Origin of the sequence: Candidatus Nitrosacidococcus tergens (genome assembly GCF_902810445.1) — a bacterium.
Taxonomy (GTDB): Bacteria; Pseudomonadota; Gammaproteobacteria; order Nitrosococcales; family Nitrosococcaceae; genus Nitrosacidococcus; species Nitrosacidococcus tergens.
The window spans coordinates 823,763-845,300 of record NZ_LR778175.1; the positions used below are offsets into that span (position 1 = coordinate 823,763).

A 21,538-nucleotide genomic window follows, 5' to 3' on the forward strand; every position below is an offset into this window, starting at 1 on the left:
TTTTAAATCAAGGAGAATATAGTTGTGAGCGTACTTGTAACTCAAAGCGCCCCTAATTTTACTGCCCCGGCAGTTATGGCAGATGGAACCATTAAAGAGGATTTTCATCTTTCTGATTTTCGTGGTAAATACGTAGTGATGTTTTTTTATCCTTTAGATTTCACCTTCGTATGCCCATCAGAAGTACTTGCCCATAATAGTCGTTTAGATGAATTTAAAAAGCGCAATGTGGAAGTCATTGGCATATCCATTGATTCTCAATTTAGCCATCACGCATGGCGTAATACCCCAGTAGCCCAAGGTGGGATTGGGAAAGTTGGGTTTCCTTTAGTTGCTGATGTAACCCATGAAATCACTAGAACCTATGGAATAGAGCATCCAGATGGGGTTGCACTAAGAGCTTCTTTCCTAATCGATAGAGATGGGGTAGTACAACACCAAGTGGTAAATAATTTACCTCTAGGTCGCTCTGTTGACGAAATGCTTCGCTTGATCGATGCACTTCAATTTACCGAAGAACATGGGGAAGTATGTCCTGCTGGTTGGCATAAGGGTGATGAAGCAATTACTCCTACTGCAGAAGGAGTGGCCCAGTATTTAGCTAAGAACGCAGCTAATTTATAAAGTAATAATATTGGCAGCCGCCTAGCATACAGTTGAGCGGCTGCTACTCTATATGTTATAAATATTAATACTGTTGTTTTTCTCTGATTTCATCTAAGGTTTTACAATCTATACATAGGGTTGCAGTAGGTCTTGCTTCTAAGCGCTTAATTCCTATTTCTGCACCGCAGGCTTCACAGTAGCCATATTCACCATGATCTAAATTTTTCAAACACTGATTTATCTTTGTGATGAGTTTGCGTTCTCTATCTCTTGCTCGTAGCTCTAGGGTAAACTCTTCTTCTTGAGAAGCTCTATCGCTTGGATCTGGAAAATTCATTGCCTCATCTTGCATATGATGCACTGTACGACTGACTTCTTCTATAAGCTGTTGTTTCCAACTCTGCAACACTTGGCGAAAATAATTAATTTGGTTTTTGCTCATATACTCCTCACCTAGGCTCTGCTTATAGGGAGCGAGCTTAACATCAGGCTCATCTGAGCTCTTTTTTTTACTTACAGCCATATCTTTGGATCCTACCACTATGGGATAAAATTATTGTGAATAATATATACTAAAAACACAATAAAACTTACCATTCTAAACAAATAGTTTTTGTAAAGAAAGTAGTTTTGTAGCTAATATTTTCATCTACCCTAAAGTATATAGACCATAATGAAACTAAGAGGATTAATTTTTGATGTAGATGGTACCCTAGCTGAAACAGAACGAGAAGGGCATCGAATTGCATTTAATCAAGTATTTAAGAAATTTGGCTTGAATTGGGATTGGGACAGTAGACTCTATGGCACACTTTTAAAAATAAGTGGAGGCAAAGAACGTATTCTTTACTATATAAATCACTATCAGCCTAACTTTATTTCTCCAATTGCCACTGATAACTTTATTACTCAGCTTCACCAACTTAAAAACCAATATTATCTTCAACTACTTGAAGAGGGAAAAATACCCCTTCGCCCTGGTATTGCTCGCTTAATTTCTGAAGCTAAAAAAAGTAACTTAAAGCTTGGGATTGCAACTACGACTACTGAAGAAAATGTAATAGGCTTACTACAAGCTCATTTTGGAGCTGAGGGACCTAAATGGTTTGATTGTATTGCTGCGGGAGATATGGTGAGAAATAAAAAACCCGCTTCTGATATTTATTATTACTGCTTACAAAAATTAGATCTAAATGCAAGCCAATGTATTGCCTTTGAAGATTCAGAAAATGGTATGAGAGCCGCTATAGGTGCTCAAATTAAAACTATTGTTACCGTTAATGATTATACCGAAAATGAGAACTTTTCTGGAGCAACTTTAATACTAGAGCACTTAGGTGATCCTCAATTTCCTACAAAAATACCAAATGAAAAAAATCTTAACTATGTGACTATTGATTTTTTAATACAGCTATTAACAGAAAGATAAAATAATAAATCAAGCTTTCTTTTTATTTGATGAGCACCTCTCTAAAACTTAGAGATTCAAAATAGTATGAGTGACAAAAAATGGATTTAGAACGTACTAAATTTATCACATTTATTAATGAATTTAGCTAATGATTGCGTTATAGCTAGAGGTAATATTCTTACTTTATAAAAAATATTATTTAATATAATTAATTTATTTAATCTAAAGTTAGAGAATCAAACTTTAATATTTAGATAATTTGGCATGGTCGTTGCTCCTTTATAGCGTAAAGGCTGCGTAATTTAAGAATTACGATTTAATAAAATAGAGGAGATTAACGATGACTTACCGTACTTGTACTGCATTATTGATTACTAGCTCTTTATTCGCATTAACCGCAAATGCTGGACCGCTCACTGTGAGTTCTTCTGTTGGAGGTGCACCTAATGCAAGTAGTATTTTTTATGAGAATTTCGACTCACTTCCTACACTAGGTGCACCTACTAATACCCATATTAATAATAGTACCTATACCTTAGATAATGGTCTTTCCGTGGATTTTAATGGCGGTATGGTTTACCGAGATTCACAATCTGGGGTGGCTGCTGCCCCTTACTTATCAGGCGATAATGGTGATAATTTTGGTAATAGTCCATCAACTGGTCAAGATCAATCATATTATCTAGCTGCAGGTGCTGATGGATCTGAAGACACGATTACTTTTAATTTTAGCCAAGGGCAGATGTATTTAGGATTATTATGGGGATCGGTAGATGATTACAATACATTAAGTTTTTTCGATTCAAATGATGATTTGATCGGTACGGTTACTGGATCAGATGTATTAACATCACCTAATGGAGATCAGGGTATAAATGGTACCACTTATGTCAATATTAATTCAGATACTGCATTTTATAAGGTTGAAGTAACATCTACTTCACCTTCTTTTGAATTTGATAATATGGCTTTTAGTAAAAATAATGTAGATGTACCAGAGCCTGGAATACTAGGGCTTTTTGGATTAGGGTTGTTGTTAATGGGGTTTACTCTTTTTAATCGGAGAAATTCTATCAGTAGTAGTATGATTGCTTAATTATTGTTCAGTTAGCGTTTTACTCACAAACTCCGATATATTTATATACCCCCTAGTCGAATAGGGGGTTTTTTGTATAAAGGTATAATTAAAAAGTAAAAATAGCTATGAGCTTAATTATAAAAAATATCTTTTTCTTACTTCTTGCCTTCAGTCTCTCTCTGTTTTACTAGACCCTTATGCAATTACAAATTAGAATATGAGAGACTATGGGGAGCATAGGTATATCACGTTAGGAATCAGTTGCTATGCACAAGTTTTAATTGCGGTGTGGACATTAAGAGATGATGAAATACGCTTGATTTCATCATGGAAAGCCAATACAACCCAACGGAGGCAGTATGACCACCAATAAAGATTCGATCTATAACGAATATAAGGACATGGATTTTAGTCAAGCAAGCTAAACCAGTTTCTGAAATCCCCGCTTTGAAAGCATTGCAAGCAACTGAAAAAGAGCGTATCACGATACGTATTGATAAAAGTATCATTGCCCAATTCAAAGTGAAAGCAGAAACAACAGGTGGAAACTATCAAAGCCTAATTAATGAAGTACTGAAACAATATTTGCTGGGTGAATCTCTACAGGATGTAGTCAGGCGGACTATTCAACAAGAGTTGCAAATAAAACAATGAAAAAAGCCTTATTACTCATGCCTATTTTAGTTAACACTTCGTTGACTAAAATAGGTTGGCTTAATATTATATTTAGATGGAAATCTAAGTTCACTCCCTGCTTTTTTCTGTTGACACTTACCCCGCCTACTCATCCTTGAAGGGAAGAAATAGACTAAATTACCGCTTTAGCCATTCTAAGCCAAATAACTTAGGTGGAGTCATAGATTTTACCTTAGCCAAGCTCTCTATTAGAGAGCTTGCTTGTAATGGGGTAGTTTTCCCCGCACCAACAGCCTCTAGGATTTGGTGAGCTTTTTGCTCAATCGTTCCTTTTAATTCAATCTCTACTGAGCTATCTATGGCTTTTAACGGTGCTTATATTTGATCAATACATATGAGCATTTGAGAATCGCCAGCTAATACTAGTTCTAGGGCTTTATCCAGTAGCTTTTGCTTATGCTCTGCAAAATACACCATTACTAGATACCCTTGATCTTTTACCCCTTTAGATCTTCCTTTGAGGTTTCCCGATTGTCCTTTCTTAAATGGCATAACTATTTAAATCAATAAAACAAATATAGAGACTCTGAGCATTGCGATTTAGTGCAAAACCTAAAGCCTCGCTAGCAATCTTTTTTTATAGCTGCTGAACCTACCCTTTATTTCTACTTTTTCAGTTCAAAGAAAAAAAGAAATCCTCCCAATCTCCGCCGATCATGAGACAGCTTACTTTGCCTAATCCTGCTAGGAGTTCGGATAGACTGAAAATTTCAAATTCTCTTACTTTAATACCTACTGCTAATAGGTATTAAGGGAGATAGATATTGGCATACCTATTTCCCCACCTAATCTTCAACTATACTACAGTTTTCACAACTGCTAATCTGTTAAGCATTATTATTATAAAAAGAACCCTAAAATTACAGGGCTTATCTTAAGGTATTATTACTTTAATATTTGGATGCAAAATAATTACTCTAGAACGTAACTCTAAAATTGTAAGTTAAATAATAGCTTTATATACAGGTTTTTCGATAAAGTCATCGAGCTAATTAGTATTTTTTAGTTTCTTTATTAACATCCACAGCTCTTTTTTATTTTATGTACTTGAAGGTATATAGGATGTATCAGAATCTCATAACAGGTTGTGTAATTGCTATAGTTTCTTCTTGTCTTTCTTCTTATCTAACATCGATATGGACAATGAAAAAATTCTATACTGAAAAATGGTGGGATAGAAAAGCACTAGCTTATACTGAAATAATTAATGCACTTTATGACATGACTCAATTCTATAAAGTCTTTAAAGAGGATTATGGACAACAGGATTTTATTTCTGAAGAATGATCTTCTGAATTATGGGAAAAACGTCTTATAGGTATGAAAAAAATTCATCGAGCCACAGACTTAGGATCTATTTATATAGCTGATGATGCTGTAAAAATATTGGTAGATTTAAGGAATAGAGAATCATTAGATTGAGATTCAAATCCCATGAAAAAATTCTAAAAATTGCGAGAGAGGATTTAAGAAAATAAAATTTTTATATAAAGATAACTTATCCTCATGAGTTTATGATAACTATCATTAAACGCACTCCCCCTGATTTAGGATTCTTTATATAAATTATTATTTCCAATGCTCAGTTACTTACATACTTTTCATGCAGGGAATCGTGCTGATATACATAAGCACGGGATGGTTTATTGGCTGCTGCAGCAACTAGTCAAAAAAGATAAACCTTTTACCTATCTTGACTTTTATGCAGGTCGTGGGCTTTATGATTTAACTTCAGCAGATTCCTTAAAAACTATGGAAGCTAAAGCAGGGATTGAGCAAATCATTGATCAATCGTGGCTTAATAAATTACAAGACTGGCAAGATTTACTTAAGGTACTTAATCCTGAGGGTAGGATACGCTATTATCCCGGATCATCTTGGCTTGCTAGTCAACTTTTAAGAACGGAAGATAAAGGGCAATTCTGTGAATTACATCCTACAGAGTACCAAGCATTAAGAAAAAATTTTGCAAATAACCCTAATCTCTATATTCATCAAAGAGATGCCCATGAAGCATTGCTTGGACTACTTCCTCCTCACCCCAAACGAGGGCTTGCTTTTATTGATCCTAGCTACGAGGTAAAAGAAGAGTATCGTAAACTGGCAGATCTTATTTCTAAAGCTTATGAGAAATGGTCGGTGGGTCGCTATATGCTGTGGTATCCTTTATTAGCTACAACAGACTATCATCAAGCAATGGTAAAAAAATTAGCAAAATTACCTCGCTGGTGCCAAAGTGAATGGCAGTGGGCAAACCCTAATGATGTCACTGGGCTTTATGGCAGTGGTATTCTGTTGATTAATCCCCCTTGGGGGATTTCAGCCTTTTGCCAAGCATGGCATAGTCAATTGAAACGATGGTTTCCCCATAGTCAAACTCGATTTAAGGAGCAGAATCCTTAAGCCTATTTTGGCAAGCAATCCAGAGAATTGCTTACCTATGTTCTGAATTTTTCTGCCTTTGAATCATTATAGAAGCGTCTTTAACACCTACTCGCAGAAATTAGTATTTATTCAAAAGCATAGGGAAAGTTAGATAAAACTTTCCCTATGATAAATAAAAAACTGCTATTTCTGTAAAGATGTTTATTTCTTAGAAGGACAAATAGATACGTACTTAGCAGCAACAAGTAATGCTGATATTGCAGTTATAGATTTGGGTCCTGAATAAGTAAAAGCAAACCTAGTTTTTCCTAAAATATTGGAAATCGAAAATCTGGATCCTCCTACAAGCACAAGAGCACCTACACCTATACTTCCTAAAACCTTACTAACAGTCATTGTCCCAGTAATTTTATTATCCCCATTTCCCATTAAAGTAGAATTTCCTGGATCATCAATATCAACGGTAGCACTTTCTAGGACACATTCGACACATTCTTCTCCCAATAGATTATGATCGCTACTTATACCAGCGGTCTTTATAAGCTCTTCATGTGCCCGGCATATTGCTAAATGACTCTGGTAAAGATGAGAGAGTTGATTACTTTTAGCAGCTAATGCGGACGACCTAAGTTTACCTGTATAAACATCCCAACCACCACTTTTTGTACGTACTACAGTAGCTTCTCCAGTATTTCCAGCGCTAAAATCATCCTCAGTGATTATCGCGGGATCACTAGATACACTAGTCCAATCAGCCAAAACATTTTCACCAAACGTACCGGTGGCTATATAGAACTCAAGTTTTGGCACTAAGGTTCTAGTTTCGCCAGGGTCTGGAGACCAAGTCATACCAGCAAATCCAGATGAAGTTTTAATCCCAAAACTTTGACTACCAAACCACCCATCTCCCTCATCCGTATCCTTGTCGTAGGGTATGGTACGTATAGCCACGGATTTTGGATTGTTAGTGCTACCTGACTTAATTAAATTTGGCCCCTGATTAGGTGGAAAGTATGTTGCTTGCCATTGTTCCCCATACTGAATATCTCTAGGGGTTGATGAATCTATTCTAGTATTTAAGGCAACTGCTCTATTTGATGCACCAACTTCAAAAACAAATTGGATAGGGATTGTAAAAGAATTTGTCTGATCTCTACTGTTACCTTTAATTTTTATAAATGTGTTGCTATTAGCATAAACTTCACTATCCCCTGCTAACTCATCTGGGGCAGCTAAAAATAAATAAAAATCTTTGATACTAGAAGTATCATTTACAACATATATTTTAAATTGATTTGCCATAATTGCATTCTCTATATTTCAAAGTGAGGTAATGTACATGTTAAAAACAAATACATATGAAAAATAGAATATAAATTAAGTTTATCAAATAATTATTTAAAATATTTATCTTTATAATCATCGCATAAATCTTTGACTATACATTCTTGGCAGTGGGGGTTACGGGCGGTACAAATATAACGACCATGGAGTAAAAGCCAGTGATGAGCATGGTATTTAAATTCATCCGGAATGACTTGTACTAAAGTATCTTCTACTTCTCGAGGGGTTTTACCGGGGGCTAGCCCGAGTCGGTTAGAAACTCTAAAAATATGGGTATCTACTGCAATAATAGGTTCTTTAAATACAGTATTTAAAATTACGTTTGCGGTTTTACGCCCTACACCTGGTAGGGCTTCTAACTCTTTTCGATTGTTAGGGATACTCCCTTGATACTGATCTAGGAGAATTTGGCAGGTTTTTAAGATATTTCTGGTTTTATTGTTATAGAGATTAATAGTTTTTGTGTACTCTTTTAATCCTTTTTCCCCTAAATTGAGGAGAGCTTGAGGGGTGTTGGCTACCGGAAAGAGTAGAGCAGTGGCTTTATTGACTCCTTTATCGGTAGCTTGTGCGGATAAAATTACTGCCACCAACAACTCAAAAGGGGTTTGATAATTTAGCTCTGTAGTAGGTTCTGGGTTTGTAGCTTGAAATCTAGAAAATAGCTGATGGATTTCTTCAAGAGTTTTCATATGCTATGAAACGTGATCTACAGAAGTTTGGATAGCTTGATGTATGTTAGATAGGGTTTGGGTTTTTAACCGTCTTTGAGTAAGCCAATCATCTATGCTATTTTTTAATGCGACTAATAATCCTAGCCCAATAAATGCACCGGGCGGAAGCGCAGCCAATAGAAATCCTCCATAGTCGTTAGTAAGGGTAACTTTTAACTGGGCAGCAGCTGATCCAAACAACAATTGAGCATCTGCAAAGAGAGTACCTTGGCTGATGATTTCCCGTAATCCTCCAAGGAGTACTAAAACCAAAGTAAATCCTAATCCCATGGTGATTCCATCCATAAGAGCAAAACCTACCTTTTGTTTTGAAGCAAAAGCCTCTGCCCGACCAATAATGGCACAGTTCGTCACAATTAAAGGAATGAAAATTCCTAAAATCCGGTGTAATTCTGGAAAATAAGCGTGCATGAGTAGCTCCACTATGGTAACTACTGAAGCGATAATAAGCACAAAAATAGGTAATCTAATTTCAGATGGGATCCAATGGCGTAGGGTAGAAATTAAAAGATTAGAAACAATTAGAGTAAATAGGGTGGCTAACCCTAATCCTAAACTGTTGACCACTGTGGCAGATACGGCTAGCAAAGGGCATAAGCCAAGGAGTTGTTTTAGAGCCACATTACTATTCCATAGTCCTTCTTGGCTAATTTGACAACACTGGCGAATGGGAAATGACATTATTCCTCCAAGGGAGTAGTAAAAATATCTTGTTGATGCTGATTGAAATACTCAAGACAATGATATACGGCTTGGACAATCGCTCTTGGGGTAATGGTAGCTCCGGTAAATTGATCAAAATCTCCTCCATCTTTTTTTACTGCCCAGTGGTTTAAACTAGGGTAATTAAGGGAGTAATTATCAAAACTTAATATCCAAGGTGATTTTTCTAATTCGATTTTATCCCCTAAGCCCGGGGTTTCATGATGCTCCATTACTCTTACGCCAGTAATCATACCTTTATAATCCATACCTACTAATAGCTTAATCCCTCCATTATAGCCATTGGAGGCGATGGGGGTAAAAACTGTTGCTACAGGTAGATTATCTTGGTAAGCACGGTACACAGTAATAGGCTGCTTAGATCCCAGTAAATGTGGATCAGTCACTTGAATTTTATCTTCTAAAATTGAACTGTTGTAAGTAATATGAGTAAGTACGGATTCAATTTGTTGTTGGAGTATAGCTTGATCATTAGCCGCAATCTTTTCTTGAGTAAGTAGGGAAGTGATGGCAATAAGACTTACCCCAATAGCCGCAAATAAGCTTAGGATGATTCCAGTACGTAGCATATTATTTATGACCAAAAGCTCGAGGTTGGGTATATTGATCAATGATGGGCACGGTCATATTCATCAGTAATACGGCAAAGGCAATCCCATCAGGATACCCCCCCCAAGTACGAATAATATAAGTAAGGATCCCAATCCCTATACCATAAATTAATCGACCTTTAGGGGAACTAGGACCTGTTACCGGATCGGTAGCAATAAAAAAAGCACCAAGTAACGTACCCCCATTCATTAAATGGAAAAATACGGTAGGGTAATGAGCGGGGGTAAAAAAATGAGTAACAGTACTCAATAAAGCTAAACTAGCGATAAATCCAGTAGGAATTTGCCAATAAATAACCTTTTTATAAAGTAGCCATAACCCACCTAAGAGAAAACTTAAATTTAATTGCCACCAACCTTCGCCTGATTCTTGAATTTCTATAAGTATCTTTCCTTGATGTAATTGTGTTTTTGTTTGATCTAAAATCGTGGCGCCAGAAAAAGAATCAATCTCTAAATTCTGAGAAGTTATGCCATAGAATACTAAGTTTAAGCTTTTGTGAAAATTTAATCCTTGATGAGCAGGCAACCACTGAGTCATTTCTAAAGGGAAAGAAATAAGTAGTAATACATAACCTACCATAGCTGGATTAAAAGGGTTATAGCCCAATCCTCCATAGAGATGTTTAGCAAAGATAAGGGCAAAGCTAGTGCCAATGAGGGGCAGCCACCAAGGGACTAGAGGAGGGAGGGAAAAAGCTAGTAAAATACTGGTGACTAAGGCGCTACCATCCAATAGAAAATAGTTTAAAGGTTGCTTTCTAATGAGAAGCATGAATCCTTCAACTATTAATCCAGCAATTACTGCTAAAGTAATGCTAATTAAAATACCGTAGCCAAAGTACCATATATGGACAAGAAGCGCAGGAACCAATCCATAAATCACCTGATACATCATTTGAGAAACAGAACCCCCTCCATGGATATGGGGAGCAGGGTTTTTAGAGAAACTCATAGCAGCATGAATTAAGAGGAATCTTTTTTCTTAGCTTTTGCTCGCTCAATGGCAGCTTGAATCGCTGCTTTTTTATCTTCTGTTGAAGTGGCTATCTTTTTTGCTTGTTGCCGTACTTGCCATTCTTGTTGTTCCCTAATAAGTCGTTGCTGACGAAATTCATAACGTGCTTTAGCATCTTCGGCAGCTGCTTTTTCCTGTACCTGTAAATACACTTCATTTTTTGCCTGGCGGTAATATTGAACAAGGGGAATGTGGCTAGGACAGACATAAGCACAATTACCACATTCAATACAATCAAATAAGTGATATTCTTGAGCTTTAGTTAAATCTTGAGCTTTAGCGTACCAATAAAGCTGCTGAGGGAGTAGCTGGGATGGGCAGACTTCTACACACGCACCACAACGAATACAGGGTAACTCAGGTAATTGCTTTTGTTCAGGAATTCCAACAATGATGCATTGGGTGGTTTTAGTAATAGGCAAGTTAATATCATCAATAGTAAATCCCATCATAGGACCACCAATAACTAAGCGATTTATTTTGGTTAAGTTTACTTTACACTGATTTAATATATGAGAAATTGGGGTACCTAATCGTACTTCTATATTTTGTGGCTGAGTAATCCCAGTGCCTGTAATAGTAACAATTCGGGAAATAAGCGGTTTTCCCTTGAAGATAGCTTGATATACAGCAACGGCTGTACTTACACTATGGCAAATTACTCCGATATCTTGAGGCAGCTTACCACTCGGTACTTCTTTGCCAGTTAGAGTTTTAATGAGTTGTCTTTCTCCTCCAGCAGGATAATAATTAGGTACTTTAACAATTTTAATTTCTGGAGGAGCTATTGATTTTAAAACATGGTAGGCTTTAGGTTTATTATCTTCTATCCCTATAATGCACTGTTGTGCTTTAAGGATATAAGCCATAATGTTAAGCCCTTCAAAAATCTCACTAGCCCGCTCTTGCATTAGGGCATCATCACAGCAAATATAAGGCTCGCACTCGGCTCCATTTAAAATCAGGGTATCTATTGGAACATTTGGAGTGAGTTTTCTATGGGTAGGAAATCCAGCTCCTCCTAGTCCAGAAATCCCTGCTTGCTCAATCAGCTGGCATAATTGTTCTGAGTTTTTCTGGTAAGGATCCTTGGTTTGTTGAAGATCTATCCATCTATCCTCCCCATTGGTTTCGATTTGGATACAAGGCGTATAAACTCCAGCTTGATGGAGGATAGGAAATGGCTTGATATTTACTACTTTTCCTGAGCTGGAAGCATGAATAGGTATGCCATCCTTTCCTTGCGGTTGGGCAATAATTTGTCCTTTCAGTACAGATTCACCAACAACCACCAAGGGATCAGCAGATTGGTTTTTATATTGGGATAAAGAAATAGTTAAATATTGAGGTAGAGTGGATTGAATAATAGGTACTTTAGCAGTTTGCTCTTTAAAGCTCGGTAATTTAATTCCACCAAAAAATGACCAAAGGGCAGGTATTGTCATGAAGATTAAAACCTTCCTCTAAAAATATTTTGACGATTATTTTCTAAAGAAATCATTTCAATACAGTCTACTGGGCAAGGAGCAATACAGAGTTCGCAACCCGTACATTCCTCTGGAATCACCACATGAAGATACCTTGGGGCACCAATAATGGCATCTACTGGGCAGGCTTGGATACATAAAGTACAGCCAATACATTGATTAGGGTTGATCACTGCTAAGGATTTAGGTTTTTGCTCTAAATTTGGATCTAGAGGTTTAACTTCTTGATCGAGTAATTGGGCTAAGGCTTTAATTGTAGTTTCTCCGCCTGGAGGGCAAAGATTAATCTCTGCCTCTCCTTGAGCAATAGCTTGAGCGTAAGGACGGCACCCTGGGTAGCCACATTGAGCGCATTGGATTTGAGGCAGTAAGGATTCAATTTGGGTAACTACAAAATCCTCTTTTGGATCAAGGTGGCTATGCACATAGCCAAGTACAAAACCGCACAAAAGAGCTAACAGGGATAGTGCTAAAATCCCAAGCAGCATTATCCTTTGGCTAAGCCAGTAAATCCCATAAATGCCATAGACATAATCCCTGCGGTAATAAGTCCTATGGGAGATCCTTGAAAGGGAATAGGAACAGCACTTGCAGCGATTCTTTCTCGCATAGCAGCAAATAACATAAGTACTAAGGAAAATCCTGTGGCTGCTCCAAAACCATATACTCCGGATTCTACTAATCCATGGCTTTCTTGCACATTCAGTAAGGCAACCCCTAATACCGCACAATTTGTAGTAATTAAGGGTAAGAATATCCCTAAAGTTCGATATAAAAGAGGGCTAAATCTTTTTATTGAAATTTCAGTAAATTGCACTACAAAGGCAATGACAAAGATAAAAGTGAGGGTACGTAAATATTCAATATTTAAAGGTTGCAGTAAATAAATATCTACTAAATAGCTACTCATGGCAGATAAGGTCAGAACAAAAGTAGTGGCCAATCCCATCCCTAAGGCAGTTTCTAGTTTTCGAGATACGCCCATAAAAGGGCATAACCCTAAAAACCTACTCAGTACAAAATTATTAACAAAAATAGTACTGATTAATATAAAACCATAGGAGTGATCCATTTATTTTACTCGCATTCCAGGGGCTGATCCCTTATCAGGGGTTAATAGAAAAATATCTTTTCCCCCAGGACCAGCGGCGAGTACCATACCCTCTGAAGTACCAAAACGCATTTTTCGGGGAGCTAAATTAGCCACCATCACCGTCAATCGTCCAATAAGCTCCTCTGGAGTATAAGCCGATTTAATGCCTGCAAATACTTGCCGTTTTTCTCCAGCCAAGTCTAATTCTAAGCGTAAGAGTTTTTCAGCGCCCTCTACATAGGTAGCATTGATAATTTTAGCAACTCGAAGATCGATTTTTGCAAAATCCTCATAAGAAATCACTTCGCTAATTGGATGATCAATCTCAGTCACTGTATTTTTATCTTTGGAGGAGTTAAGTGTAGAAAGCGATTCAATAGGTTTTTGAACAGCAATACTTTCATGACGTGTAGTTTCAATAGAAGTGCTTTGGGTAGCTGTATGAGTTCGATGGGTAAGGCGATAATGTAATTTATAATGCTCTTGAGTATCTGCCATAATCGCATCAATTTTAGCCTGATCAATGCGTACCATTAAGGGCTCAAAATCATGGATAGTATGATTCAGTAGCGGAGTATAGATATCATCCCAAACTAGAGGTGGAATATTTAGGAAGTTTCTTGCTTTTTTAACTGTGGTAGGTAATACAGGAGTTAGATAAATCACGATCTGGCGGAATAAATTAAGCCCTAGAGTGCAAATTCCTTGCACCTCTTTAGCCCTATCTGTATCTTTAATGAGCACCCAAGGCTGATTTTCATCAATATAGCGGTTTGCTTTATCTGCAAGTGTCATAATTTCTCGCATAGCACCATTATATTCTCGAGCCTCGTAGAGTTGTGCTATTTTTTCTTCAATTGCAGCAAATTTTTTAAATAGAGATTCATCAGGTAAACGATCAGAGAGCTGATGATCAAAGTGTTTATTAATGAACCCAGCACAACGGCTTGCAATGTTGACTACTTTCCCTACTAAATCAGCGTTTACTTTAGCAATAAAATCGTCAAAATTTAAATCTAAATCTTCGATGCTACTATTGAGTTTAGAGGCAAAATAATAACGTAAGTATTCTGGATTTAGATGGTGTAGGTAGGTTCGAGCTGTAATAAAGGTGCCTCTGGATTTAGACATCTTTTTACCATTAATCGTTAAAAACCCATGGGCAAAAATACCGGTAGGTAGGCGAAATCCCGCCCCATGGAGTATGGCAGGCCAGAATAGAGCATGGAAATATAAAATATCTTTACCAATAAAGTGATATAGCTCTGCTCTGCTCTCTGATACCATAAAAGAGTCAAAACTAAGTTCTTGCCGATCGCAGAGCTGTTTGAGGCTTGCTAAGTAACCAATAGGAGCATCTAGCCATACATAAAAGTATTTTCTTACCGTATCAGGAATAGCAAAACCAAAATAAGGTGCATCTCGAGAAATATCCCAGTCTTCTAACCCTGCTTTAAACCACTCATTAAGTTTATTAACTGCTTCTGGTTGAAAATTTTTATTCTCTTCAATCCATGTTTTCAAGAAAGACTCAAAGTGACTGAGCTTAAAAAAATAATGTTCGGATTCTCGGGTAACTGGGGTCGTTCCAGAAACTACAGATTTAGGATCAATAAGATCGGTTGGAGAGTAAGTAGCGCCACATATTTCACAGCTATCTCCATATTGATCAGGGGCATGACAGCGAGGACAAGTCCCTCGAATAAACCGATCAGGAAGAAAGAGCTGTTTTTCCTCGTCATAAGCTTGTTTAATAATGCGTGTCGTAATGTGACCTCTATCTCGATTACTTAAATAAATTTGCTCAGAGAGGGCTTTATTTTCAGGGCAATGGGTACTAGCGTAGGTATCAAAGCTAATGGCAAATTCAGCAAAATCTGCTTGGTGCTCTGCACTATAACGACGAATAAGTGCTTCTGGCGTTATTCCTTCATTTTGTGCTCGTAGCATAATCGGGGTTCCATGGGCATCATCGGCACAAATATAATAACATTGATGTCCCCGCATTCGTTGGAATCGAACCCAAATATCAGTTTGGATATATTCAACTAAGTGACCTAAATGAATAGAGCCATTAGCATAGGGCAGTGCACTAGTGACTAGTATTTTACGGGACATATTAAATTTACCAATTTAAATTTTTGAATTTTTCTCAGGGTTGAGTGCTTTTTGCTTTTGTTCAATTTCTTTGTATCTTTGCCTCTATTTTCCGTGCTTCAGTTAAAGCACTAGCTACTAATCCTGCAGGGATGGTTACAATACCTACCCCAATGAGTAGAATAAAAAAAGTAAAAACTCTTCCGCCAATAGTAATAGGGTAAATATCTCCATAACCTACCGTTGTTAAGGTGACTATTGCCCACCAAGCACTATGAAAAATAGAGGCAAATACTTTAGGTTGTATTGGGTTCTCAAAATAATAAATACCAGCAGAAGCAAGAAACAAGAAAATACCAGCTACTGTAAGGAAGAGAATCATCTCCTCCCTCACTAATCTGTAGGCTATAGAAAATCGATTTAATGCTTTATTGTAGCGAACTAGCTTAAATGCTCTAAAAATCCTCAGAGCCCTAAAAGCTCTTAGAGAGAGTAGATGAGTAGAATTACTTATAAAGAAAGGTAAGATCGCAAGCAAATCTATAATGCCATAAAAACTAAAGATATATCTGATTGGTTTTTTAGCTACATAGATTCTCAAGACATACTCTATAGTAAAAATGATTACTGAAATGGTTTCAATTTTTCTGAGAAGATACTTTGTCTCAGGTGTATTATTGGGCAAAGTATTTATAGCATAGGCAAGGAGTGAGGAAAAAATAAGAAATTGAATGATGGAATCAAAAATTCTTCCTCCTTTTGAGGTATGATCTTCTATGATATTACGCAGTTGGGATCTCATGACTACACTAATTTAAAACCTAACGGAGTGTTTAGGAATAATTTATCTCTATGAAAGATGTATTTCAAATACTTTTTAATTTTTTGTCTCACTTTACTAGATATATTTGTTTTTAATCTAAATATAAAGAATACAGTTTATTATGATAACCCAAGCCCAAATTGAAATTGCCCTAAAAAGTTATCAAGATCCCTATCTTAATCAAGATTTAATTTCCGCAGGAGCTGTTGAAGATATTCTAATTGAATCGCAAAAAATTACGGTAAAAATTAAACTTGGTTTTCCAGCAAAAGGATATACTCCTATTTTAGAGCAAGCAATCAGAGAAAAGCTGATTCCGCTATCCCTAGGTTATAAAATTGACACCATGATTACTTGGGATATTGCAGCGCACCAAGTACAACAGGGTAAACCATTCCCTGATATAAAAAATATTATTGCAGTTGCTTCTGGTAAGGGAGGGGTAGGAAAATCTACCGTAGCTGCCAATCTTGCTCTTGCTCTTTCTGCTGAAGGAGCCAGTGTAGGGATGTTGGATGCGGATATTTACGGTCCAAGTCAACCAAGAATGCTAGGGATTCAACAACGCCCCCATGTGGTAGATGGTAAATCTATGAATCCGGTAGTTAGTTATGATATCCAAATCATGTCTATTGGATTTCTAATCAATGAAGAAGATCCCATGATTTGGCGTGGACCTATGGTGACTTCCGCATTACAGCAGATGCTACAAGATACCAATTGGCGAGGCATTGACTATCTTATTGTTGATCTCCCACCAGGTACTGGGGATATTCAGCTTACCCTGGCCCAAAAAGTACCTGTCAGCGGGGCAGTGATTGTTACTACTCCGCAAGATATTGCATTATTAGATGCACGCAAAGGACTTAAAATGTTTGAAAAGGTCAATATCCCTGTTTTAGGTATTATAGAAAATATGAGTCTTCATATTTGTAGTCAATGTGATCATGAAGAGGCTATTTTTAGTGAGGGTGGTGGAGCACAGATGGCGGCTCAATATAATGTACCTTTATTAGGAGAGCTCCCTTTAGATAAGCGAATTAGAGAAGATGCTGATAACGGCTACCCCAGCGTAGTCACTGATCCAGAAGGAAGAATTGCACAAACATTTAAGGAAGTGGCATGGCGGATAACGGCTCAGCTTTCTCTAAGAAATAAAGATTCTCGGACTCAAGCACCGCAAATATCTATTGAAGATAATTAATAAGTATTTTCATATTCTTGTAAATCACTTATGCTAAGCTAATTTAGCTTGGTATAGAAAAAATGATTGATTTACATTGCCATATCTTACCTGAAATTGATGACGGTGCATCTGACTTAGAGACTGCCTTAGCTATGGCTCGGGTAGCAACTGGAGATGGTATTACCATCACTGCGTGTACCCCCCATATTTACCCTGGCCTTTACGATAACACGGTAGAGGGAATTAAAGAGGCGATAGAAAAACTACAGCAACAGCTAATAGTTGCTGGCATTGAACTGAAATTAGTGCTTGGAGCAGACATACAAATTACGCCTGATTTAAGGCAAAAATTGCAAGATAAGAAAGTACCTACTTTGAATGAGTCTCGTTATTTTCTTTTTGAACCACCTCATCATGTACACCCCCCTGGGTTTGCTGATCTAGCGTTTAACGTAGCTACTCATGGCTATGTGCCAGTGATTACCCATCCAGAACGCCTCACTTGGATAGGGGATCATTATTCAGTATTTAAGGATTTAGCACTTAAGGGATCTTGGATTCAAATCACTGCAGGGAGCTTGACAGGGAGATTTGGTCGTAGTGCTCAGTACTGGGGAGAGAAAATGTTAGATGATGGATTAGTTCATATTTTGGCTACCGATTCCCATGGGGTAAAAAAACGCCCCCCATTATTAGGAGAAGGGATGCTCGCTGCTGAAAAATGGGTGGGTGATCAAGAAGCAAGATATTTAGTAGAGGATCGTCCCCAAGCTATTCTCAATAATCAATCTCCCGATTCGATTCCTAAAATTCCAGCCTTGTTAGGAAGAAGTTCTACAAAAATAAAAAAGAAAGGCTTATTTTCATGGCTAAGCTCTGGATAATATTTTTCCAATACTTTATTCATCCCTAGCGTTTTTTAAATTTTAACTTATCTATACTTAACTTAATGTGATAGATCAGTTAGAGTTAAGCAGCAATTTTTTATGGTTATTCTAAAAATAATTTAAATGAATCACGAGGAACATTCCCAGCCTATTTCTAATTCAGGAAGTTTCATCACTGAGCGAGATCTTTCTTCTTTTGCACTTTCCCATGAAAGAATACACCCACAAGGAGACGAAGATGAAATCCATCTCTCCGAACTTTGGCATATTTTAGTCCGCCGTAAATGGACCATATTTGTTTTCTTCCTAGTGGTTACTATTATTGGTATGACGGCAAGTTTTCTCATGACCCCCATTTATCGATCAGGAGTTACCTTGCTTATTGATCCAGAGGGACAGAATATTACTGATTATCATGATGTACTGCCCACCGAATCGGCCGCTTCTCGTGATGACTTCTATCAAACCCAATATGGACTTTTAAAAAGCTATAGTTTGACAAAACGAGTATTTCAAGAACTTGAACTTGCTGATCACCCACTATTTGCTAAAAAAGAACCTTCTTTCATTGGGAAATTAAAAGGATTTATAAAAAACCTAGGAAAAGCAGAAGATGCAGATGAGGAAGAAGATGAAGATTTAGCCATCGAAAAATTAATCACAGAGTTTCAAGAAGGATTCACTATTGCTCCAGTGAAAAATTCTAGGTTAGTGGGAGTTTACTATGATAGTCCTGATCCAAAACTCTCGACTCAAGTGGTGAGTGCTCTTTCTCAAGCTTTTATTAATACTAATTTAGAGCGACGTTATGAGGCTAGTGCTTATGCTCGAGATTTTTTAAAAGATCGGTTACTACAAATTAAAGCTCGATTAGAAGAAGCGGAAGAAAAGTTAGTTGAATACGGTAATAGTCACGAAATTATTGATGTGGGAGAAAACCAATCCCAAGCAGCTAATGAGCTGCAGAAGATTACCCTATCTCTTGCGCTTGCTCGAGAATCACGAGCAAGAACGGAAGCTACTTACCAGCAGATGCTAAAAACCAGTGATAAGGGTTTGTCTCGTATTTTACAAGATCCAATGATTAGAGATTTACAGGAAAGCCTGGCAAAAATTGAAAATGAATATGCGGAAAATCTTAATATCTATAAGCCAGATTATCCTAAAATGGTGCAGTTACGAAAACAGGCTGATAAATTAAAGGAACAAATTCAAGAGAGTGTCCAGGATATAAAATCAGCAATTACTGCCGATCGGGAAGAAGCCATTGTACTAGAGCAAACCTTAGAAGAGAAATCCCAAGAAATCAAAGCAGAAATTAAAGATTTAGCCCGGAGAAATATTCAATACCAAGTGCTGAAACGGGAAGCGGATACCAGCCGCCAACTTTATGAAGGACTCCTTCAGCGATACAAAGAGGTAGGCGTTTCTGGTGGAATCGGATCAAATAATATCTCTGTGGTAGATCCTCCTAAAATCCCTATTGATCCTTATAAACCTAAAATCACTTTAAATACCTTACTTGCTATGTTCCTTGGTCTTTTTGGTGGTCTTGGTTTAGCGTTTTTATTTGAACATTTAGATGACACATTAAAACGCTCAGAAGACATAGAAAAAACACTTGGATTACATACTCTAGGTATTATTCCTTTAATTAGCACTAAAGAGCTTCCTGATGAACAATCTCCTGCACTGATTAATGTATTGGATAAACGATCGGCTTTAGCAGAAGCTTATCGATCTTTACGTACTGCATTGCAATTTGCAACCTCTACCGGGGCACCTAAGAAATTACAAATTACCAGTACTAGTCAAGGAGAAGGAAAAAGCACTTCAGCGGTAAGCCTTGCTATTCAATTTGCTCAAGCAGGACAAAAAACACTGATCATTGATGGGGATTTACGTAATCCTTCACTACATCGTATTTTTGAAATGGATAATAGTGTGGGACTTACTAATTATTTAGCTGGAAATGCTAGTCCAGCAGAGATTAGTCAAGGAACTATTGTACCTAATCTTTTTATGATTAGCTCAGGTCCTCTGCCTCCTGATCCTGCAGAATTATTAGGAAGTGCTAAAATGATATCCTTACTCTCTATTGCTCAAGAAAAATTTGATCATATTATTATAGACAGTCCTCCAGTATTAGGGTTAGCGGATGCATTAATCATAGGTAATTTAGTAGAAGCTACTTTATTTGTTGTTGCTGCAGGGCAAACACGAAAAGCCTTTGCTCAAGGAGCATTGAAACGACTAAAGGCTGGAAAAAGTAAAGTCATTGGAGGTATTTTGGATAAATTTGATAGTAAATATCATGGTTATGGTTATAGCTATGATTACAGTGGTTATCATTACTCCTATGGAACAGATGAGGCCTATGATTATTTATCTTCCGATCACCATAAACCCGAAGAAATTAAATAATTAATTCAATCTTATTTTAAATGCCTAAAAAACGGCACACTATTGCTGATTTATTGTCTGCAGTTTATCAAAACCCACTTCAATATCAGGATCAACTAAAAAAAGCTCCTTTACCCGATCCTTTCATTGATGTGCTGCGTTTGGGGGCAAATAAGAAAATTCAACTGGATTCTCGTAAAACTGCTGGTTCAGAAGCACTCCAAAAAGCAGCACTTTTTTACATTGAGCAGGCTTGTTTAAACCAAGAGCAGAATCTTTATCGAATTTTAGGATTTAATGGACCTGCTTCTGCCTCCGATCTGCAAAAGCATTACCATCTACTTATGCTAGTGTATCATCCAGATAGGGCAAAAGAGCGTACAATCTGGGGAGAAAAATATGCGACTCGAATCAATCATGCTTATCATCAATTAAAAAATGACCCAAAAAATGATCAGCAATCCCATAATAAATCAGAAAAAAAAGAAAGCTACCCTTATAAACCTATCATAAATAAAGAAAAAGAAAGTCGAGTATTACTCTATCTTATTCAGAGATTTCCAATAGGCATCCGCTATTTACCTCACATTATTCTGTGGGGTAGTATTGGATTGACCCTTGCTCTTATTGGTCTTGCTTGGTATGAAAAAAGAGGAAGAGAAAGTAACTCGATATCTTTCCAGCAGGAAAATAAAGTACTGCTAAAAAAAGATCTATTTCGAGAAAAATTAATTGAACTTGAAGAAAAAGAAAGAAAAAACCTAATGGAGTTAGAATTACCTTTAATTAAATCAATTAACCAAGAAGATATTTCAGAAAAAAATGAAAAAATAAAAGAATAGAGATAAAATGTAAAGTAAAAATTTATAGAATACCTTTATTTCTAACTAGGTATGATTACAGCTAGATTTAGTTTTCAGCTTCTATATTGGGCTAGGTTATCAATAATAATAAGT

The 21,538-nt window shown here is 37.0% G+C and carries 23 protein-coding genes; 11 read left to right on the top strand and 12 right to left on the bottom strand.

Annotation, left to right across the window (positions count from 1 at the left end; genetic code table 11):
- The first annotated feature begins 24 nt into the window (after window positions 1-24).
- Window positions 25-624 carry a peroxiredoxin gene (locus NSCAC_RS04000; protein WP_197745121.1) on the top strand — a complete coding sequence of 200 codons (600 nt, stop codon included), beginning with the start codon at window positions 25-27 and terminating at the stop codon, window positions 622-624.
- 64 nt (window positions 625-688) lie between these two features.
- Here the strand turns inward: NSCAC_RS04000 and dksA are convergent, their stop codons facing one another.
- A complete protein-coding gene (dksA, locus tag NSCAC_RS04005) occupies window positions 689-1,129 on the bottom strand; it encodes an RNA polymerase-binding protein DksA (protein WP_197745122.1) in 441 nt (146 codons plus the stop codon).
- Window positions 1,130-1,279: 150 nt separating this feature from the next.
- Between dksA and NSCAC_RS04010 the strand changes: the two genes are divergently transcribed.
- From NSCAC_RS04010 to NSCAC_RS04025, 4 genes are all read left to right on the top strand, one after another.
- Window positions 1,280-2,035, top strand: a complete 756-nt coding sequence (locus tag NSCAC_RS04010; protein ID WP_197745123.1) for an HAD family hydrolase — start codon at window positions 1,280-1,282, stop codon at window positions 2,033-2,035.
- Window positions 2,036-2,357: 322 nt separating this feature from the next.
- Window positions 2,358-3,113 carry an Npun_F0296 family exosortase-dependent surface protein gene (locus NSCAC_RS04015; RefSeq protein ID WP_197745124.1) on the top strand — a complete coding sequence of 252 codons (756 nt, stop codon included), beginning with the start codon at window positions 2,358-2,360 and terminating at the stop codon, window positions 3,111-3,113.
- Between the two features lie 199 nt (window positions 3,114-3,312).
- The gene (locus NSCAC_RS04020) at window positions 3,313-3,468 is read left to right on the top strand and encodes a BrnT family toxin (RefSeq protein ID WP_197745125.1); all 156 of its coding nucleotides are present in this window, start codon (window positions 3,313-3,315) and stop codon (window positions 3,466-3,468) included.
- Window positions 3,469-3,500: 32 nt separating this feature from the next.
- Window positions 3,501-3,749 carry a BrnA antitoxin family protein gene (locus tag NSCAC_RS04025; RefSeq protein ID WP_456298415.1) on the top strand — a complete coding sequence of 83 codons (249 nt, stop codon included), beginning with the start codon at window positions 3,501-3,503 and terminating at the stop codon, window positions 3,747-3,749.
- 357 nt (window positions 3,750-4,106) lie between these two features.
- Here the strand turns inward: NSCAC_RS04025 and NSCAC_RS04030 are convergent, their stop codons facing one another.
- Entirely contained in the window at window positions 4,107-4,283 is a 177-nt protein-coding gene (locus NSCAC_RS04030) for a hypothetical protein (protein ID WP_197745127.1), read from the bottom strand.
- Between the two features lie 651 nt (window positions 4,284-4,934).
- Here NSCAC_RS04030 and NSCAC_RS08810 point away from each other — a divergent pair.
- Both NSCAC_RS08810 and NSCAC_RS04040 read left to right on the top strand, forming a co-directional pair.
- On the top strand, window positions 4,935-5,078 hold the full coding sequence (locus tag NSCAC_RS08810; RefSeq protein ID WP_232085989.1) for a hypothetical protein: 144 nt from the start codon (window positions 4,935-4,937) through the stop codon (window positions 5,076-5,078).
- A 291-nt stretch (window positions 5,079-5,369) separates the two neighbouring features.
- On the top strand, window positions 5,370-6,194 hold the full coding sequence (locus NSCAC_RS04040; RefSeq protein ID WP_197745129.1) for a 23S rRNA (adenine(2030)-N(6))-methyltransferase RlmJ: 825 nt from the start codon (window positions 5,370-5,372) through the stop codon (window positions 6,192-6,194).
- Window positions 6,195-6,377: 183 nt separating this feature from the next.
- On the opposite strand, the gene NSCAC_RS04045 is transcribed toward NSCAC_RS04040, so the two are convergent.
- The 10 genes from NSCAC_RS04045 to NSCAC_RS04090 form a co-directional block, all read right to left on the bottom strand.
- Window positions 6,378-7,478 carry a hypothetical protein gene (locus NSCAC_RS04045; RefSeq protein WP_197745130.1) on the bottom strand — a complete coding sequence of 367 codons (1,101 nt, stop codon included), beginning with the start codon at window positions 7,476-7,478 and terminating at the stop codon, window positions 6,378-6,380.
- 92 nt (window positions 7,479-7,570) lie between these two features.
- Window positions 7,571-8,212, bottom strand: coding sequence for an endonuclease III (gene nth / locus NSCAC_RS04050; protein ID WP_197745131.1), 642 nt, complete (start codon window positions 8,210-8,212; stop codon window positions 7,571-7,573).
- A 3-nt stretch (window positions 8,213-8,215) separates the two neighbouring features.
- Entirely contained in the window at window positions 8,216-8,935 is a 720-nt protein-coding gene (locus NSCAC_RS04055; protein ID WP_197745132.1) for an electron transport complex subunit E, read from the bottom strand.
- The gene (gene rsxG / locus NSCAC_RS04060; RefSeq protein ID WP_197745133.1) at window positions 8,935-9,546 is read right to left on the bottom strand and encodes an electron transport complex subunit RsxG; all 612 of its coding nucleotides are present in this window, start codon (window positions 9,544-9,546) and stop codon (window positions 8,935-8,937) included. The genes NSCAC_RS04055 and rsxG overlap by 1 nt, the downstream gene beginning before the upstream one ends.
- 1 nt (window position 9,547) lies before the next feature.
- On the bottom strand, window positions 9,548-10,543 hold the full coding sequence (locus NSCAC_RS04065; RefSeq protein WP_197745134.1) for an RnfABCDGE type electron transport complex subunit D: 996 nt from the start codon (window positions 10,541-10,543) through the stop codon (window positions 9,548-9,550).
- Between the two features lie 11 nt (window positions 10,544-10,554).
- On the bottom strand, window positions 10,555-12,051 hold the full coding sequence (gene rsxC / locus NSCAC_RS04070; RefSeq protein WP_197745135.1) for an electron transport complex subunit RsxC: 1,497 nt from the start codon (window positions 12,049-12,051) through the stop codon (window positions 10,555-10,557).
- Window positions 12,052-12,056: 5 nt separating this feature from the next.
- Window positions 12,057-12,581, bottom strand: a complete 525-nt coding sequence (rsxB, locus tag NSCAC_RS04075; protein ID WP_197745136.1) for an electron transport complex subunit RsxB — start codon at window positions 12,579-12,581, stop codon at window positions 12,057-12,059.
- The gene (gene rsxA, locus NSCAC_RS04080; RefSeq protein WP_197745137.1) at window positions 12,581-13,165 is read right to left on the bottom strand and encodes an electron transport complex subunit RsxA; all 585 of its coding nucleotides are present in this window, start codon (window positions 13,163-13,165) and stop codon (window positions 12,581-12,583) included. The genes rsxB and rsxA overlap by 1 nt, the downstream gene beginning before the upstream one ends.
- A complete protein-coding gene (metG, locus tag NSCAC_RS04085; protein WP_197745138.1) occupies window positions 13,166-15,304 on the bottom strand; it encodes a methionine--tRNA ligase in 2,139 nt (712 codons plus the stop codon). It abuts the gene before it with no gap.
- Window positions 15,305-15,365: 61 nt separating this feature from the next.
- Window positions 15,366-16,085: an ion transporter gene (locus tag NSCAC_RS04090; protein ID WP_197745139.1), complete on the bottom strand. Its 720-nt coding sequence runs from the start codon at window positions 16,083-16,085 to the stop codon at window positions 15,366-15,368.
- A 142-nt stretch (window positions 16,086-16,227) separates the two neighbouring features.
- Here NSCAC_RS04090 and apbC point away from each other — a divergent pair, with 142 nt between their 5' ends.
- The 4 genes from apbC (at window position 16,228) to NSCAC_RS04110 (ending at window position 21,424) form a co-directional block, all read left to right on the top strand.
- Window positions 16,228-17,310, top strand: a complete 1,083-nt coding sequence (gene apbC / locus NSCAC_RS04095; protein ID WP_197745140.1) for an iron-sulfur cluster carrier protein ApbC — start codon at window positions 16,228-16,230, stop codon at window positions 17,308-17,310.
- Window positions 17,311-17,372: 62 nt separating this feature from the next.
- A complete protein-coding gene (locus NSCAC_RS04100) occupies window positions 17,373-18,176 on the top strand; it encodes a tyrosine-protein phosphatase (RefSeq protein ID WP_197745141.1) in 804 nt (267 codons plus the stop codon).
- 126 nt (window positions 18,177-18,302) lie between these two features.
- Window positions 18,303-20,603, top strand: coding sequence for a GumC family protein (locus NSCAC_RS04105; RefSeq protein WP_197745142.1), 2,301 nt, complete (start codon window positions 18,303-18,305; stop codon window positions 20,601-20,603).
- Between the two features lie 20 nt (window positions 20,604-20,623).
- On the top strand, window positions 20,624-21,424 hold the full coding sequence (locus tag NSCAC_RS04110) for a J domain-containing protein (protein WP_197745143.1): 801 nt from the start codon (window positions 20,624-20,626) through the stop codon (window positions 21,422-21,424).
- Window positions 21,425-21,538 lie beyond the last annotated feature (114 nt).

Excerpts from the sequence above, each read along its gene's own strand:
- dksA (WP_197745122.1), bottom strand. The coding sequence starts at position 1,129 with ATGGCTGTAAGTAAAAAAAAGAGCTCAGATGAGCCTGATGTTAAGCTC.
- NSCAC_RS04010 (WP_197745123.1), top strand. The coding sequence starts at position 1,280 with ATGAAACTAAGAGGATTAATTTTTGATGTAGATGGTACCCTAGCTGAA.
- NSCAC_RS04015 (WP_197745124.1), top strand. The coding sequence starts at position 2,358 with ATGACTTACCGTACTTGTACTGCATTATTGATTACTAGCTCTTTATTC.
- NSCAC_RS04020 (WP_197745125.1), top strand. The coding sequence starts at position 3,313 with ATGAGAGACTATGGGGAGCATAGGTATATCACGTTAGGAATCAGTTGC.
- NSCAC_RS04030 (WP_197745127.1), bottom strand. The coding sequence starts at position 4,283 with ATGCCATTTAAGAAAGGACAATCGGGAAACCTCAAAGGAAGATCTAAA.
- NSCAC_RS08810 (WP_232085989.1), top strand. The coding sequence starts at position 4,935 with ATGAAAAAATTCTATACTGAAAAATGGTGGGATAGAAAAGCACTAGCT.
- NSCAC_RS04040 (WP_197745129.1), top strand. The coding sequence starts at position 5,370 with ATGCTCAGTTACTTACATACTTTTCATGCAGGGAATCGTGCTGATATA.
- NSCAC_RS04045 (WP_197745130.1), bottom strand. The coding sequence starts at position 7,478 with ATGGCAAATCAATTTAAAATATATGTTGTAAATGATACTTCTAGTATC.
- nth (WP_197745131.1), bottom strand. The coding sequence starts at position 8,212 with ATGAAAACTCTTGAAGAAATCCATCAGCTATTTTCTAGATTTCAAGCT.
- NSCAC_RS04055 (WP_197745132.1), bottom strand. The coding sequence starts at position 8,935 with ATGTCATTTCCCATTCGCCAGTGTTGTCAAATTAGCCAAGAAGGACTA.
- rsxG (WP_197745133.1), bottom strand. The coding sequence starts at position 9,546 with ATGCTACGTACTGGAATCATCCTAAGCTTATTTGCGGCTATTGGGGTA.
- NSCAC_RS04065 (WP_197745134.1), bottom strand. The coding sequence starts at position 10,543 with ATGAGTTTCTCTAAAAACCCTGCTCCCCATATCCATGGAGGGGGTTCT.
- rsxC (WP_197745135.1), bottom strand. The coding sequence starts at position 12,051 with ATGACAATACCTGCCCTTTGGTCATTTTTTGGTGGAATTAAATTACCG.
- rsxB (WP_197745136.1), bottom strand. The coding sequence starts at position 12,581 with ATGCTGCTTGGGATTTTAGCACTATCCCTGTTAGCTCTTTTGTGCGGT.
- rsxA (WP_197745137.1), bottom strand. The coding sequence starts at position 13,165 with ATGGATCACTCCTATGGTTTTATATTAATCAGTACTATTTTTGTTAAT.
- metG (WP_197745138.1), bottom strand. The coding sequence starts at position 15,304 with ATGTCCCGTAAAATACTAGTCACTAGTGCACTGCCCTATGCTAATGGC.
- NSCAC_RS04090 (WP_197745139.1), bottom strand. The coding sequence starts at position 16,085 with ATGAGATCCCAACTGCGTAATATCATAGAAGATCATACCTCAAAAGGA.
- apbC (WP_197745140.1), top strand. The coding sequence starts at position 16,228 with ATGATAACCCAAGCCCAAATTGAAATTGCCCTAAAAAGTTATCAAGAT.
- NSCAC_RS04100 (WP_197745141.1), top strand. The coding sequence starts at position 17,373 with ATGATTGATTTACATTGCCATATCTTACCTGAAATTGATGACGGTGCA.
- NSCAC_RS04105 (WP_197745142.1), top strand. The coding sequence starts at position 18,303 with ATGAATCACGAGGAACATTCCCAGCCTATTTCTAATTCAGGAAGTTTC.
- NSCAC_RS04110 (WP_197745143.1), top strand. The coding sequence starts at position 20,624 with ATGCCTAAAAAACGGCACACTATTGCTGATTTATTGTCTGCAGTTTAT.